Here is a 15,385-nt window from a genome sequence, read left to right on the forward strand (position 1 = left end):
AATGTCCCGGAGGAACATCCCTTCCACTCTCGGGGAGAGTTTCGCCGTGGCCTCGTTGCTGGTGGTCCAGGGGGCCGATCGGGGCAAGCGTTTTGAGCTGTCGGAGCAACCGACCACACTGGGCCGGGAACGCTCCAGTCCGATCCGGCTTCATGACAGTGAAGTGTCTCGACGCCATGCCGAGATCCGACCCGAGGGAGGGGGCGGATTGCGGCTTGTGGACCTCCGTTCGGCCAATGGAACGTTCCTCAACGGCGAGTTGATTGACGAAGCCCCCTTGAAGACGGGCGATCGGGTCCAGATCGGCTCGACCGTGCTGCTCTTTGACGCCGGACCATCAGCCAAGGACGACCTGACCGACCGGGTCGATGTGCTGGCCCTGGCTCGGGCCGAGGATCGTTCGGAGATTGTCCGGAGCTTGCCGGTTGGGCACGGCTCTCAGGTGCTAGGGGCTCCCGAGTCGGCCGGCGAGTGGCTGAAGGTCCGGCTGGCGAACCTGTCGGTGATGTATCAGGCGACCCGGGCGATCAGCGATGTGCTGGACCCCGAGGCCCTCTTACCGCAGATTCTGGAGCTGGTGTTTGAGTCGATCGGGGCGGATCGCGGGGCGATTCTCCTCTTCGACCCTCGGGGAGAATTGACGCCGAAGGCCGTTCGGTGGCGAGGGCCGGTCCAGGACCCGGACGAACGGATGCGGATCTCGCGGTCGATCGTCGACCACGTCTTGACCGAGGGTCAGGGGGTGATCACCTTCGATGCCCCGGTCGATCGGCGGTTTGGGCCGTCGCAGTCGATCGTCGATTACGGCATCCGAGAGGCGATCTGCGTGCCCGTTCAGGGAAGGCACACGACACTCGGCGTGCTGTATGCCGATGTCAGGGGATCTCGGGAACTGGTGATCGACGGGCCGGAACGAGGCCGACCGCGCGGGAAGTTCACGCAGGAGCACCTGATGTTGATGGTCGCCATCGGCCATCAGTCGGGCCTGGCGATCGAGAGTACGAACTTCTACCGGGACAAGGTCGAAGCCGAACGCCTGGCGGCCGTCGGCCAGACGATCGCCACCCTGAGTCACCACATCAAGAACATCATGCAGGGGATCAAAGGGGGGAGCTACCTGGTTGACATGGGGCTGAACCAGCACGACGAGGAAATTACGCGCCGAGGCTGGGGCATCGTCGAGAAGAACCAGGCGAAGATTTACAACCTGGTCATGGACATGCTCTCCTTCTCGAAGGATCGGGACCCGGCGCTGGAGCCGACCGACCTGAACGAGGTGGTGGGAGACGTGGTCGAGCTGATGCAAGCTCGGGCCAATGAGCTGGGCGTGACCCTCGCCTGGCACCCGGCCGAGGACTTGCCGACCGTGCAACTGGACCCTGACGGGATCCATCGCGCCGTTCTGAACGTCGTGACCAATGCCCTCGACGCGGCGGAAGGGCGCCCCGAGGCCCTGGTGAGCATCACGACCGGGCTGGATGTCGAAACGCAGCAGGCCCTGGTTTCGGTCGAGGACAACGGGGTGGGCATTCCCGAGTCGGAACTGGCGACCATTTTCGAGATCTTTTCCTCGACCAAAGGAGCGCGTGGCACCGGAATCGGCTTGCCGGTCTCGGACAAGATTGTTCGGGAACATGGAGGGAGAATCGTGGTCACCTCGACGGAGGGCGTCGGGTCACGCTTTCTGTTCCAGTTGCCCATGAGGCCACCGGAAGATGCCTCGGAGGAGGACGCCCTGGGCACCCTGGGCGATTGATCGGAAGGGACCAGGGATTGCCGGCGATCCCGATTCTGAGGATCAGTCGGATTGCTCGCGCCCTGGTCGGACCCGAACCGCCAGGAGCTGGAGCGCCCGACGCTGCAACTCACGCCAGGCGACCGGAGCGATCTCAGGCGCCAGGTCGGCCGAGTCGCCAATCGGGACCGGTCGTCCGGCGGCATCGACCTGGACGAACTGCATCAGGCCGTCCATCCAGTCTCGGGAACGTCCGACGAGCGGCATCCCTCGCAAGGCGACGACGACCTGAGCCCGGGTTCGGTAGACCTCTCGCCCCCGCAACTCGACCACCCGGCCCACCGGGACGGGCTCGAAGCAGCGCAGGTCGAGCACGCGCTTGAGTACGAGATTGGCGGTGGCTCCCAGCGTCCGGTAACCGGTCGCATAGGCCGCCTCAAGCGCCAGTGAGAGCAGGGCGCCAGCATACAAGGTGCCGTGATGGTTGGCATCTCGGGGGAGAATCAGGCGATGGGTCAGCGTTTCTCCCTCGCCTTCGGATAACATGGCTCGCGACACTCCCCGTAGAAGTTATGGCTCGAAGGATTTCGCCTATCCTTCCGAGATTATCACGCTCTGGCGGGTGCCGCAATCCGTTCCGCGCCGGAATGCGGATCGGGGAAAACCGGGGTGATGATGCCTCAGGGTGGATTGGCTCGGGGGAACACGTTCTCTCAGTGCGCGAAACGAGCGATGGGGACCGGAGGGTGTTCGAATCGTGTCGAACCCGTTTTTTTCGTCCTGAACGTGTTGGGGGAACGTCACACAGAGACATGGCAATCGTAACCTGATTACCAACGACATCATCGTGTCGATCCCCGACACCATTGACAAACCTGTTCCTGCGTTTTCTTGACTCGCAACAGGTTTACTTAAGCAATAAATGGTCACCCAATGGGACTGATCCCGATGAAGGTCTCGGATGATCGCGCGACGGGTCACCTCGTCCGATGGTCCCTGCAGGTGAACTCGCGTGGAGGCCTCCAGCGAGCCGATCAGAGCATGGGAGAGGTCATCGCGGTGGTTCGAGGCTCTTCCGAGATGACGATTGCTCCGAGATCGAGTCAAGGGTGGGCCATGACGCATCCGTCAATCGCCGAATTTCTGGACCATCTCCGCCGAGAGCGGAGGGCGTCGTCGCATACCTTGAGAGGCTACGCAGGCGACCTGGCCGTCTATGCCGAATTTTTAACCGAGACGGGAGGCGGGGAGGAACTGGACCCGCTTCAGGCCGATGCGAAGCGATTGCGCAACTTCTCGGCCTGGCTGGCTGGGCGAGGGTATTCGGCCGGCACGATGGCGCGTCGGCTGGCGAGTCTGAGATCGTTTTTCCGCTATCACCGGCGGCAAGGATCGGTGGCGATCGACCCGACGGCCGGGCTCCGGAACCCGAAACAGCCGAAGCGTCTGCCGAGGGCCCTTCGGGTCGAAGACGTGGTGAATCTGCTCGATGGCATGCCGACCGATACCCCGCTGGCGATCCGGGACCGGGCGATGTTCGAGACGCTCTATGGCGGGGGTCTCCGGGTCGCCGAACTGGTGGGCCTGGATCTCGACGACCTGGACCCGGAACGAGGTACGGTTCGGGTTCGAGGCAAAGGGCGTCGTGAGCGACTGGCGCCGATTGGTCCCGAGGCCATGACCTGGCTGGCTCGATGGCTGGAGGTCCGGCAACCGGATCGCCTGGACGAGCCGGCGATTTTCCTGAACCGATACGGCCGTCGGCTCTCGACTCGGAGCGTGGATCGGCTCTTTCAAAATCACTTGAGGGCCCAGGGGCTCGACCCGAAGGCCAGCCCGCATGCCTTGCGGCACAGTTTCGCAACCCATTTGCTGGACCAGGGTGCCGACCTGAGGAGCGTGCAGGAATTGCTTGGTCATCGCCGACTGACGACCACCCAGGTCTACACCCATGTCTCTCGGGAGCGGCTCATCGAAGCGTACCGTCGCAGCCACCCTCGGGCGTGACGTTCCATGCTGTTCCCGGCCACCCTTGATCCCCACGCAAGGGGGGGCCTCCCGTTGATGCTTGACGATCTTGCCGATGCGTTCAGGATGTCTTGAGTCGGCAAGATCCCTCCTCTCCCCAGAGCGTTGAACGACCGGACCGTTGCGTCAGACCCTGCTCGAGCCGGCCGAATGGCTTCGGCCCCTTGTGAAGGACGCTGGCAGCCCCGTCATCGAAGGCGGTGGGCTGGCATCGAGAAGCACCCATGAACGAGAACCGAATCCTTATTGTTCACCCTGATTCGTCGGCTCGCACGCTGCTTGCCTCGATGCTCCAAACGCTGGCCGTCCAGCTGGAGGAGGCACCGAATGACCCGGCCGCCGTTCGACGATTGGAACGGGGAGGGGTGGACGTCATCGTCGCGGGCGTGGAACCGGAAGATCCGGACTGCCTGGAACTGTTGCACTACATGAAGCGGAAATTCCCGGCGCTTCCGGTCATCCTGCTCTTTTCGGTCGGTGACGCGGAGCGGACCCGGGAGGCCCGACAGCGGGGGGCGGACGCCGTCCTGCGGTTCCCCTTGCCGGCAACACAACTGCGAGCCGCGGTCTCGCAAGCTCTGGGGGAAGCTGAGCCGTCGGCCCGAACGGTGGTGGGAGCCATGACGTCCCCGTCCGATGGGCGCACTTCAAACACCGCTCCGAAGGGGTCGGGCGCGGTGGAATCGGCCCACGGGTGGACCTTCCTCAACGGTTCCGCCGGGAATCCTTCTTCGATGGGGGATTCGGGACATTTGAGAGAGCCCCTGGCTTTGATCGGCGAGGATGAAAGCCTTCGGCAGACGCTTGAGCTGGCCGAGACGATCGCCTCGACTCGGGCGACCGTCCTGATTCAAGGGGAGGAAGGGACCGGCAAGAGCCTGATGGCTCGGATCATTCACCAGCGAAGCCCTCGCAACGGAGCGCCGTTTGTGGAGGTTCGTTGCTCAGAGGAATCCGCCGGAGAGATCGACCGCTTGCTGTTCGGGGAACGTCCGATGCTCCGACCCGCGGTTCCGGGTCAGATCGAACGCGCCGAGGGAGGAACGCTTTACATCGACGATGTGGCGTCGCTCGGCCCCGAGCTTCAGGCGAAGCTGCTGCGGCTGCTCCGCGACGGGGTGTACGAACCGATCGGAGCGAGTCGTCCAGAACGGGCCGATGTCCGGGTCATCCTCGGAACTCGGGAAAACCTGGAAGAGCGCGTGGCCAGGGGGGGATTCCGCCAGGATCTCTGGTATCGGATGAGTGTAGCGACCCTGAAACTTCCACCGTTGCGACACCGAGGGACCGACCTCGATCGGCTGGCCGAACACTTCCGGTTCCGAGCCGCTCAGCGGAACAGTCGGACGGTCAGCGGCTTCAGTTCCGAGGCGATGGCGATGATGCGGCGCTACCACTGGCCCTGCAATATTCAGGAACTGGAGGCAGTGGTCGAACGTGCCGTCTTGATCTGCCGAGGGCGACTGATCGAGCCCAGCGACTTGATCTTCTCCTCCAGCCCTTCGAGCAATCGGGGATCGGGCGAATTCCGGGGAGACCTGAGCCACATTCGGCCGTTGAAGGAAGCGCTGGAGGAACCGGAGAAGCAGATCATCCTCGAAGCGCTCAAAGCCCTCGGTTGGAATCGTCAGGAGACGGCGAGGGTGCTCGATATCAACCGGACAACCCTGTACAAGAAGATGAAGAAGTATGGGTTGCTGGTCGACGAACTCGCCTGGGCCAACTGAGGGGCGGGTCCCCGTTTCAGTTGGCCCAGGATTGACCTGACGGCCGGTCGGTGGGAATCGTTTGACGGTTCCGACCGACCGGCCGCGGTCTTGCGCGCAGGGCCGAGGACGGCGGGACTCGCCCTCGGAGATCCTGATCACAGTTACTCGTTCGGGTTCGTCGATCGCGCAAAGGAACACGGGGCCCGAGCCAGGCTCAGACCCCGTGAAATCGAGCGCAATCGGCGGAGATCGATCCCACGAGAGAGACCGACCGGAGGGTCAGGTCTTGATGATGTCCTTGACCGTCATGCCGGCGGGAATCATCGGCAAGACGTGCTCCTGGTAAGGAACGAGCACATCAAGGACGTAAGGTCCAGGATGGGCGATCATTTCCTTGAGGGCGTCGATCAACTCGGCCTTGTTGCGTACCTGACGAGCGGCGACGCCGAACCCTCGGGCGACGGTCACGAGGTCGGGGTAGGTGACTTCGGGAAGTTCCCCGCCCCCTTTGCCGGTCGCCTCGGGATGGTCGATCGGTCCGAGGTAGGTATGGGCACGGTTGCCGGCGAAGAAGCGGTCTTCCCACTGAACAACCATGCCGAGGTGCTGGTTGTTCAGGACGATCATTTTGACCGGCAGCTTCTCGCAGTGGACGGTGGCCAGTTCCTGGATGTTCATGACGAACGAGCCGTCACCGTCGATGTCGACCACGAGCTTGTCAGGGAAGGCCGCCTGCATGCCCATCGCGGCGGGGAGGCCGAAGCCCATCGAGCCGAGGCCGCCGGAGGTGACCCAGCTTCTCGGGTGCTTGAAGCAGGTCCACTGCGCGGCCCACATCTGGTGCTGGCCGACGCCGGTGGACATGAGGAACTCGCCCTGGGTGAGCTTCGAGAACTGGTCGATGACGTACTGAGGGAGGATGGCGTCATCGCGATCGGGATAGGTCATCGGGTCGGAGGCTCGCCAGGCGTCGATCTGGCGGTGCCAGTCGCGCCAGTCGCCTTTCTCGACCATCGGCGTCAGGGTGGCGAGGGCCTCCTTGACGTCGGCATGGACGGGGATGTGGGCGACCTTGTTCTTATTGATCTCGGAGGCGTCGATGTCGATGTGAACGATCCGTCCGTGCTTGGCGAACTCGGAGAGCTTGCCGGTCACGCGGTCATCGAAGCGGACGCCGCAGGCGAGGAGCAGGTCGGCCTCATTAATCGCGTAATTTGAGTAGACGGTGCCGTGCATGCCGAGCATGCCGAGGGAGAGGTAATGGTCGTTCGGCACGGAGCCGAGTCCCTGAAGCGTCATGGCGACGGGGATTCCGGTCTTCGAGGCGAACTCGCGCATCTCCTCGGCGGCGTCGGAGGCGATCACCCCACCGCCACAGTAGATGATCGGCCGGGAGCAGGCCTTGAGCGCCTCGACAACCTCGTGCAAGCGGGCCGGGCTGGGGGCCGGGGGAAGGTGATAGCCCGGCAGGTTCATCGGCGGGTCGAAGTCGGGATCGCGGAGGATGGTGTTCTGAATGTCCTTCGGCACGTCGATCAGGACCGGGCCGGGGCGCCCGGTTCGAGCGATGTGGAAGGCTTCCTTGACGATCCGGGGAATATCTCGGGCAGCCTGAACGAGGTAATGGTGCTTCGTGACCGAGCGGCTGACCTCGACCATCGGAGTTTCCTGGAACGCGTCGGTGCCGATGACGCCGGTGGGAACCTGGCCGGTGAAGGCGACGATGGGCAAGCTGTCCATCTTCGCGTCGGCCAGGCCGGTCACGAGGTTCAGGGCACCGGGGCCGGAGGTGGCCATGACGACGCCGGGTTCTCCGGTGACGCGGGCGTAGCCTTCGGCGGCGAAGATGCCCCCCTGTTCGTGCCGGGGCAAGATCGTTCGGATTGTGTCCCGATAGCGCGTCAGGGCCTGGTGCATCGGCATGCTGGCGCCGCCCGGGTAGGCGAATACGACCTTGACGCCGTGCCGGTAGAGCGACTCGACCAGGGCTTCGGCCCCGGTCATCGGGTTCTGTCGGGTCTGCGGCGCGGTTTCGGTGATCGTGGCCACGGCGTGCCTCGTCTGGTCACTAGCGTTGAGTGACGGTTCGATACGGAACAGTTCAGTGCGATTGGCAGGAGATCATCCGGCGTCTCAAGAACCTCGTCGGATGAATGCGGTATTGTACACGATGCTCCTCCCGAGAAACAACGGGCGTTGCCGCGATCCTGCCAGAGCGACCGACACCGGCGGCTGGGAGAGGTTCGGTCGGGCTGACGATCCGGTGGACCGATGGTAGAATCCTTCTGTTCAGGTCAGGTCGGGCACGCCCCAGGTATGCGAGGCGACAATGACGGTGAGCCAGAGCAGTACGATCGATTCTCCCCAGGCGGTCGATCTCCCGGAGACCCTGACGACGGATGACCTGCTGTATGAGGTGATCGAGGGTCGAGTGGTGGAGCTGCCGCCGATGAGTTCCCGAGAAAGCCATCTTGCGTCGATCCTTGTTGGATTTTTAACACAACATATCTGGACACATCAACTCGGCCGCGTCGAGGCGGAGATGCTCTTCAAGCTCGACCCGAACCGGAACCAGAAGCGGCGACCGGATGTGGCCTTCGTGTCCTTCGATCGCTGGCCGAGGACGAGACGGGTGCCGGCCACTCATGGCTGGGAGGTGGTACCGGAACTGGCGATTGAGGTCGTCAGCCCGACGGATGCGGCGGTCGATCTGCTCGAAAAAATTGAGGAATATTTTCAAACGGGAGTGCGTCGGGTCTGGGTGGTGTATCCAGGGAGTCGTTGCGTGTATGACTATGATTCGTTGACGACGATCCGAGTGCTTCGGGTCGGCGACCGGATCGAAGGCGGCGATCTCTTGCCAGACTTTGGCCTCACGCTGGCGGATCTGTTCGAGGTCGATCAGGTCGATGAGGAAGGAGACGAGTCGGGCTCCCGCACCGGGGCCTAAGGATGGGATCTGATGACCCTCTCGACCGCCCTTGTCACCGGGGCTTCGGCCGGAATCGGCCGGGAACTGGTGCGGCAACTGGTGATTGACCAGGAAATGACCGTGCTGGCCACGGCCCGCCGGCAGGATCGTCTGGAGTCGCTCGCCGCAGAGTTGCCGGAGGGGCGCGTGATGATCGAGGCGGGGAGCCTCGCCGACGCATGCTTCCGCAACCGGCTCTGGGACCGGACGATGAAGGTGTTTCCGCAGGGGCTCGACCTGCTGGTCAACAACGCCGGGATCGGCCATTACGAAGCGTTTGAAGACGAAGATCCGGCGATGCTCCGGGAGATCATGGAGGTGAACCTGATTGCGCCGATGGAACTGACGCAGCAGGCGATTCGCCACATGAAAGCCAACGGGCGCGGACAGGTGATGTTCGTGTCGTCGGTGCTTGGATTCGTCGGCTTGCCGTACTCGGCGGCCTATGCGGCGAGCAAGCACGCGGTGAACGGCCTAGTCCGGAGCCTGCGGTACGAGTTGAGGGGTTCGGGCGTGCGCGTCTGGGCGACCTGCCCGAACCGGACGGAGAGCGAATTTCATCAGGTGGCGTTAGGGGAAACTCCCGGAGAAGCCGCCCGGCGCGCCCCGCATGCCGAGCCGGTCGATCGGGTGGTGCGATCGATGGTCCGGGCGATCGACGGGCGATCGACGTTCCACTTTCCGGGGCGATCGGCGCGGTGGGTCGTCGGGGCGTCGAGGCTTGTTCCAACGCCCTTCGACTGGTTCATGGACCGCTGGTCGCCCGGTCATTTTCGGGCCGAAATGGATCGAGGACGGAAGCAGGAATCGTGAGGTGCGATCGCGAAGGCCGCGGATCGACGATCCTCAGCGTGTCCGTTCGCCCGACGTCGATCTCGACCTCGGGCGCCAATTCCCTGGTGCCCGAGGACCGAGTGGCGCAACGGAACGAACGCAGCGCCTCGACCACCCCAATCAGCGGATCGGATTCAGCACCAGACCTGTGAGCAATTTCGGATAGAAATAGGTGCTCTTGGGTGGCATCTTTTCCAGGTTCGAGGCGATGGCCTCGACGTGATCCATGCCGGCCGGAGGAACAAGGCAGGCGAGGTCGCAGGAGCCGGATTGGAACGCCTCAAGGACCTCGTCGATCAGGTGAACATACCGAACCGATGGGCTGAGATCGCCGAAGGTCTTCTTGAGCACCATTTCCTGGAGGATGCTGACGCCCAACGATCGCCAGTCGGGGCTGTGATCGGGGACGAGGGCATCCATCGTCGCGTCGGAGCGGAGCCGGGCGGTGCACCAGCGGTTGTCCATCGCGGTGCCGAAGCCGAGCAGGTTCTGGTCGCCGTGCAGCTCGATTTCCTGCCAGGCGGCGCGGCAGCCGGAGGGGCCTTCGCCGAAGTCTTCGATCTCGAACTCGGGGGAGAGTAGTTCGGCCAGCTTTCCCGAGGTCAGGAAGGGCAATCCCTGGACAAGCCGGTGGGTCGGCAGGATCTGCAAGCCGGGATCGCTCATCGAGACGAGCATCATGAGGCAGAAGTTGGCCGGGTCGTCGGGGCCGGTTAACTCTCCGGCGGCGGCGCGATCGGCCCGGTAGCGGAGGGCCGTCTCGTAGCGGTGGTGGCCGTCGGCGATGAACACGGAGCGGTCGGCCATTAAGCCCTGGACGGTGGCCAGGGTTTCGACGTCGCTGACCGGCCAGAGCTGGTTCTCAACGCCGAGGTGGTCGGTGACGGTCAAGGGGGTCCGGTCGCGGATGCCGTGCTCAAGGGCGGAGAAGGCGGCATTCTCGGCGTCGGGATACAGACCGAAGATGGGGCTGAGGTTGAAGCCGGTCGCCTCGTAGAGCTTCAGGCGGTCGGCCTTCGGGCCGGACATCGTTTCTTCGTGGGGGTAGATGCGCCCTTCGCCGAACGGTTCCAGACGCACTCGGGCGAGAAACCCCTTGCGCGTGTAGGATTTCCCCTCGACCTGGAAGGTCTGGTGGTAGACGTAGAGCGAGGGATGAGACTCATCGACGAGAATGCCGTCGCGCCGCCAGTCCTTCAACAGCTTCGCGGCTCGGGAGTAGCGGTTGGTCGCGTCGTTATCGCCGGGTTCATCGCGGCCGAGTTCGAGGCGGATGATGTTGTAGGGACTGGCGTTGTAGAGCGATTCCTGAAGCTCAGGGCCGATGACGTCGTACGGAGGGGCGACGGCCTGCGACAGGTCGCCGACACGGGCCAGATCGTAGCGAACACCGCGGAAAGGTCGAATCTCGGGCATGGTCGTTGGAGAGCGTAATTTGGTGGCGGTTTCGGCCGGGAGCGACACGCAACATGACGAAACGGGAAGGCGAACGTGGGACGACCGCGAAGGGTCGTCCAACGTCGTCCGACAGTCAGCGATGATACCGGAACTTGAAGGGAAAGATCAGGTTCCCTGTTCCCAGCTGTTGAGGTACTTGGTCTGCTCGTCGGTCAGGTTATCGATGGCGATGCCCATCGTCTGGAGCTTGAGCTTGGCAACGTACTCGTCGACGGCGACCGGGACGTTGTAGACCTGGTGTTCGAGCTTGCCCTTGTTCTTGAGGCTCCACTCGGTGGCCAACGCCTGGGCGGCGAAGCTCATGTCCATGACGCTCGCCGGGTGGCCGTGAGCGGCGGCAAGGTTGATCAGGCGGCCTTCACCGAGGACGTACAGACGATTGCCGCTGGGCATCGTGTACTCGTCGACGAACGGGTGGATTCCCTTGGTCACTTCCTTGGCCTTCTTGGCCAGGCCGTCGAGCTGCAGCTCGACGTTGAAGTGGCCGGAGTTGCAGATCATCGCGCCGTCTTTCATGGCGGCGAAATGCTCATCCCGGATCACGTGGATATTCCCCGTGACGGTGATGAACAGGTCGCCGATCTTGGCGGCGTCGGCGATCGGCATGACCTCGAACCCGTCCATCGCGGCTTCGAGGGCTCGGATCGGGTCGATCTCGGTGATGATGACCTGACCGCCCATGCCTCGGGCCCGCAGGGCAACACCCTTGCCGCACCATCCGTAGCCGCAAACGACCACCTTCTTGCCGGCGATGAGCATGTCGGTGGCGCGGATGACGCCGTCGATGGTGCTCTGACCAGTGCCGTAGCGGTTGTCGAAGAAATGCTTGGTCTGGGCGTCGTTGACGGCGATGACCGGCAACTTCAGGACGCCGTCCTTCTCCATCGCCCGCAGGCGGATGACACCGGTGGTCGTCTCCTCCATGCTGGCGACAACCTCGGAAGCCACGCCGGCCCGCTCCTGAGGAGAGAGAGAGGTGGCCCAGGATCGGACCTCGGGGTGGACGTCGTCGAGCCGGTTCAGGGCGATGAAGATCATCGCGCTGACGAGGTCGGCCCCGTCGTCCATGGTGACGTTCGGCTTGTGGGCCAGGGCCGCGGCGATGTGCTTGTAGTAGCTCGTTTCGTCCTCGCCCTTGATGGCGTAGACGCTGATGCCGAAGTCCTGCACGAGGCTGGCGGCGACATCATCCTGGGTCGAGAGCGGATTGGAGGCGATCAGGACCAGATCGGCCCCACCGGCCTTGAGGGTCCGGGCCAGGTTGGCCGTCTCGGCGGTGACGTGCAAGCAGGCCGACATCCGCAAGCCTTTGAGCGGCTGCTCCTGGGTGAAGCGTTCCCGGATGGTCGCCAAGACGGGCATGTCGCGGTCGGCCCACAAGATCCGCTTGTGGCCGGCCGGAGCGAGGGCCAGATCCTTGACATCGTGCGAAGGCGCAGTGGTCGCCACGTTGGTTCTCCTGGGAAGGTTGCAAGGCAAATCGAGAAGGGATCGGCCCCGGTTCAGGCGGTCACGACAGCGCAACGGCTCCGAGCCGATGAACACTGCCGCAGGGGTTGATCCGTCAGTGAGGAACGTCCCGGCACGGTTCAGGCGCCAGGACGAAGGAGGCGGAGCGTTTGCAAGGTCTTCCGACGCTCCCAGTCGAGCCAGTCGAGGGGACCGGGCTCCGCAGGCGTTGCCGATTCGTGATTCATCAAATACGCCAGGGTCGCGCCAAGGGCACGAGCCTGGGTGGGCTCGTCGCAGGCGATACGCTGGATCAAGGATTCGAGCCGCTGCCAGTCCTCTTCGGACATGGCCACCCGTAAGGCCCGGCTTTCCCAGCGCTCGGGCAAGGCGGGATGCATCGGCTGGAGCCCCCGAGTTTGCTCGGGTCGACGGAGACGTCCCCTGCGATCTCGTTGCATCCGAGGAGCCCCGATGGTCGGGTCATCGATGTCACCGCGCCCGGTACTCGGGGTCGACCCGGGCCGTCTGCGATGGGGAGAAGATAATACGTACGTACGCGTGTGTCAACGGCACTTCTCCGAGGATGCGGTTCTCGACCCGAGCGTTCCCTCGACCTGCTCAAGCATCCGGCAATGAACGATGCGAACGATTCCGTGAGCGATTCGGCGCCTCGGGCAGAGCTTTGCATTGACCACTTGGGCCGGGTTCGCTAGCCTGCCGCCGAGGTGTCGCAACGAGATACCCAATCGAACCGGGAACAGGACGACCCGACGGGGGACCATCGGCCAGGGAGGGGCATCGATGACCGCGAGACGATTCCGACAGCTTGGCGGGGTGGCGGTCGCGACGGCAGCGCTTGCCGGATGTCGGTCGATGGGACCGATGAGCCCGTCAGGGCCTTCGTTGGTCGTGCCGACCTATGCGTATACCTCGGGGACCGCGTCTCAGGGGTTCGCCCGTCCGAGAGAAGAGGTCGAGGCAGCCCTCCGCGAGGCGATGACCGACCTGGGCATTCGTCGCGTGGGCCTAATCGAGGCCGACGCCGAGCAAACGACCGTCAAAGGACGAACCGGAGACGGCCGTCGCGTCGAACTCGCGCTCGTCGAACGGGGACCTGCGACCGAGGCCCGAGTACGAGTCGGCCTGTTTGGGGATGAGGCCCTGGCCAAGGCGGTTCTCGATCGCGTCGGCGTTCGTCTGGGGACACTTCCTCCCGAGGCCATTCCCTCGGCGGTTCCTTCGGATCCGGAGGGGAACCCCTACTTCTCTCGAGAAGCAGTGCCCGACTCCGTCATGCTCCGAGGATTCACCGAGGGCACCGAGTTCGGGGGAACGCTTCCATAAGCTTCTGCTTGCCATAGCGAGCCATCGGATCAAGGGAGATCCAGAGCGTACCCGAGGGTCGCATCGAACCAGGATGCCTGGCTCAGAGGGAAGCGAAGCGGGACACGATCTCCCGATCCCGGGGCATCCCTCCCCGAAACGAGGAACCGGACGCGATGTGGTCCGACGCGAGCCGAAACAAGCATCATCCGGCTTTGAGGCTCAACCCGATCGACCCGGCCAATGATGGTTGGCGTCGCGGGAGTATCGGCCGGGTCGTCTGATCCAATCACCTCGATCTGTTCTGGACGGAGCGCGAGATCAACCTCGCCGTCGGCCTGATTGGCCAGAACCTCGACCCAGGGAATTCCCCGGGGCACAGCCCACGATGCGCCCGGGACAAGCCCCTCGATCCGGACGGCGTTCGCATCGACCCAAAGCCGGCAGCGGAGCACGTTCGCACCCGGATCCCCCAGAAACTCGGCCACGAAGCGATGAGCCGGCCGGGCATAGACCTCCCGAGGGGGGCCGATCTGCAGGAGACGGCCGTCCCGGATCACGGCGAGGCGTTGACCGAAGGCCATTGCTTCGGCTTGATCGTGGGTGACGAGGAGAATGGCCCCGGTTTGCCGTCGCGAGTTCAGATCGATCAGGTCGGAGCGAATCGCGCGGCTCAAGGGGGGATCGAGCGCGGAAAAGGGTTCGTCAAGGAGCAGGAGATTGGGGCGGGTCGCCAGGGCTCGGCCAAGGACGACCCGTCGGCGCTCTCCTCCGGAAAGCTGGCTGGGGGATCGGGAGAGGAAGGGGGCGATTCCAAGCAGCTCGGCCACCTCGGCCACGCGGAGCCGGATCTCGGCCCTGGGTCTCCCCCGTGCCTTGAGCCCGAAGGCAAGGTTGCCGGCCACGTCGAGATGGGGGTAAGGCGGTTGCTCCTGAAAGACCATGGCCAGCGTTCGGCGGTGAGGCGGCCAATCGGTCGCCACTGCGCCGTCGATCCGGATGACCCCAGAGTCAGGGCGCTCCAGGCCGGCAATGAGGCGGAGCAAGGTGGACTTCCCAGAACCGGAAGGCCCGACAATCGCCAGCCGTTCTCCCGGAGAAACACTCAGGTCGATCTCCTCGACGCCGCCTCCTTGCGGATAGCGTCGGGTCAGGCCGACGAGTTCCAGGGTTGGCGTGATCCGTCGATCGGGCGCCGAATCGGTCAACACGAGCTTTCGTTCGTCCATCAGGATTGCCGATCCCGAAGCCGTTGGAGCATTTCCAGAAGGAGTTCCCGAACCTCGGGGTCGGCCTCGTCCTCCACGGCGTCTTCGAGGGGGGAGTGAGAGACTCGGGCGTGCTCGGGGTACTCCGCGAGGGCCTCGGCGATCGACTCACGAATTTCGGCGTGTTCGGAACGGAGGAAGGGGATCAAGAGGGGAATTCCGGGGGCGATCGCAGATCGAACCGACTGGATCTCCCTCGCTTCCCTTTCCATCTCGGCGTCGAGCGACTTCCCTTCCTTCGCCAAGATCCGTTGCCAGAGGGGCTCACCGAACGCGTCTCGTGCATGGACATCGAGATACCCGCGTCCGGTGGCGATGCTGGAGAGGAGCAGTGCGACCCCATCCGGATCAGGAAGATCCGCATCCTGCAGCAATTCGTACAGGAACGGGACGGCGGCGGCGGTCGCCGGATAGACGGTTCCCTGATGCCAGATGTTGCCGAAGAGGGTGTCAAGCGCCTCGTCTCGCTCGCCGGAGTCGGGCGACAGGAGTGCCCGGAGCAAGTTCGGCACGTCGGTCGCCTCGCCGTAGGCATGGGTCAGGGTCGCCCAGTCGATCGAATCGAGACCTTCGAGCATCTGATCGCGCTCCGAAAGCAGAGGGCCCG

Annotated in this window: 13 protein-coding genes; 6 read left to right on the forward strand and 7 right to left on the reverse strand. The window is 64.0% G+C overall.

The window, feature by feature from the left end; all coding sequences use genetic code 11:
* Nucleotides 1-46 precede the first annotated feature (46 nt).
* Nucleotides 47-1,756 (forward strand): ATP-binding protein, encoded by a 1,710-nt coding sequence (locus GA615_RS03945; RefSeq protein ID WP_152049952.1) that lies wholly within the window; start codon nt 47-49, stop codon nt 1,754-1,756.
* 42 nt (nt 1,757-1,798) lie between these two features.
* Here the strand turns inward: GA615_RS03945 and GA615_RS03950 are convergent, their stop codons facing one another.
* Nucleotides 1,799-2,281, reverse strand: coding sequence for an acyl-CoA hydrolase (locus GA615_RS03950; protein WP_235905061.1), 483 nt, complete (start codon nt 2,279-2,281; stop codon nt 1,799-1,801).
* 570 nt (nt 2,282-2,851) lie between these two features.
* Between GA615_RS03950 and GA615_RS03955 the strand changes: the two genes are divergently transcribed.
* On the forward strand, nt 2,852-3,742 hold the full coding sequence (locus tag GA615_RS03955; protein ID WP_235905063.1) for a tyrosine recombinase XerC: 891 nt from the start codon (nt 2,852-2,854) through the stop codon (nt 3,740-3,742).
* Between the two features lie 245 nt (nt 3,743-3,987).
* Entirely contained in the window at nt 3,988-5,490 is a 1,503-nt protein-coding gene (locus tag GA615_RS03960; protein ID WP_152049953.1) for a sigma-54-dependent transcriptional regulator, read from the forward strand.
* A 261-nt stretch (nt 5,491-5,751) separates the two neighbouring features.
* Here GA615_RS03960 and ilvB read toward each other — a convergent pair whose 3' ends face one another.
* On the reverse strand, nt 5,752-7,476 hold the full coding sequence (gene ilvB / locus GA615_RS03965; protein WP_390622215.1) for a biosynthetic-type acetolactate synthase large subunit: 1,725 nt from the start codon (nt 7,474-7,476) through the stop codon (nt 5,752-5,754).
* A 331-nt stretch (nt 7,477-7,807) separates the two neighbouring features.
* Here ilvB and GA615_RS03970 point away from each other — a divergent pair, with 331 nt between their 5' ends.
* The gene (locus GA615_RS03970) at nt 7,808-8,422 is read left to right on the forward strand and encodes a Uma2 family endonuclease (protein ID WP_235905064.1); all 615 of its coding nucleotides are present in this window, start codon (nt 7,808-7,810) and stop codon (nt 8,420-8,422) included.
* Nucleotides 8,423-8,434: 12 nt separating this feature from the next.
* Nucleotides 8,435-9,256, forward strand: coding sequence for an SDR family NAD(P)-dependent oxidoreductase (locus tag GA615_RS03975; RefSeq protein WP_152049956.1), 822 nt, complete (start codon nt 8,435-8,437; stop codon nt 9,254-9,256).
* Between the two features lie 141 nt (nt 9,257-9,397).
* Here GA615_RS03975 and GA615_RS03980 read toward each other — a convergent pair whose 3' ends face one another.
* The 3 genes from GA615_RS03980 to GA615_RS03990 form a co-directional block, all read right to left on the reverse strand.
* Nucleotides 9,398-10,693 (reverse strand): DUF1015 domain-containing protein, encoded by a 1,296-nt coding sequence (locus GA615_RS03980; RefSeq protein WP_152049957.1) that lies wholly within the window; start codon nt 10,691-10,693, stop codon nt 9,398-9,400.
* A 147-nt stretch (nt 10,694-10,840) separates the two neighbouring features.
* On the reverse strand, nt 10,841-12,184 hold the full coding sequence (gene ahcY / locus GA615_RS03985; protein WP_235905065.1) for an adenosylhomocysteinase: 1,344 nt from the start codon (nt 12,182-12,184) through the stop codon (nt 10,841-10,843).
* 140 nt (nt 12,185-12,324) lie between these two features.
* A complete protein-coding gene (locus GA615_RS03990; RefSeq protein ID WP_235905066.1) occupies nt 12,325-12,585 on the reverse strand; it encodes a hypothetical protein in 261 nt (86 codons plus the stop codon).
* Between the two features lie 403 nt (nt 12,586-12,988).
* Here GA615_RS03990 and GA615_RS03995 point away from each other — a divergent pair, with 403 nt between their 5' ends.
* Nucleotides 12,989-13,531 carry a DUF3568 family protein gene (locus GA615_RS03995; RefSeq protein WP_152049960.1) on the forward strand — a complete coding sequence of 181 codons (543 nt, stop codon included), beginning with the start codon at nt 12,989-12,991 and terminating at the stop codon, nt 13,529-13,531.
* Between the two features lie 29 nt (nt 13,532-13,560).
* Here GA615_RS03995 and GA615_RS04000 read toward each other — a convergent pair whose 3' ends face one another.
* A complete protein-coding gene (locus GA615_RS04000) occupies nt 13,561-14,739 on the reverse strand; it encodes an ABC transporter ATP-binding protein (RefSeq protein ID WP_152049961.1) in 1,179 nt (392 codons plus the stop codon).
* Nucleotides 14,739-15,356, reverse strand: coding sequence for a HEAT repeat domain-containing protein (locus GA615_RS04005; RefSeq protein ID WP_152049962.1), 618 nt, complete (start codon nt 15,354-15,356; stop codon nt 14,739-14,741). Before GA615_RS04005 ends, GA615_RS04000 begins: the two co-directional genes overlap by 1 nt.
* Nucleotides 15,357-15,385: the final 29 nt, after the last annotated feature.

The organism is Tautonia marina (genome assembly GCF_009177065.1).
GTDB classification, from domain to species: domain Bacteria; phylum Planctomycetota; class Planctomycetia; order Isosphaerales; family Isosphaeraceae; genus Tautonia; species Tautonia marina.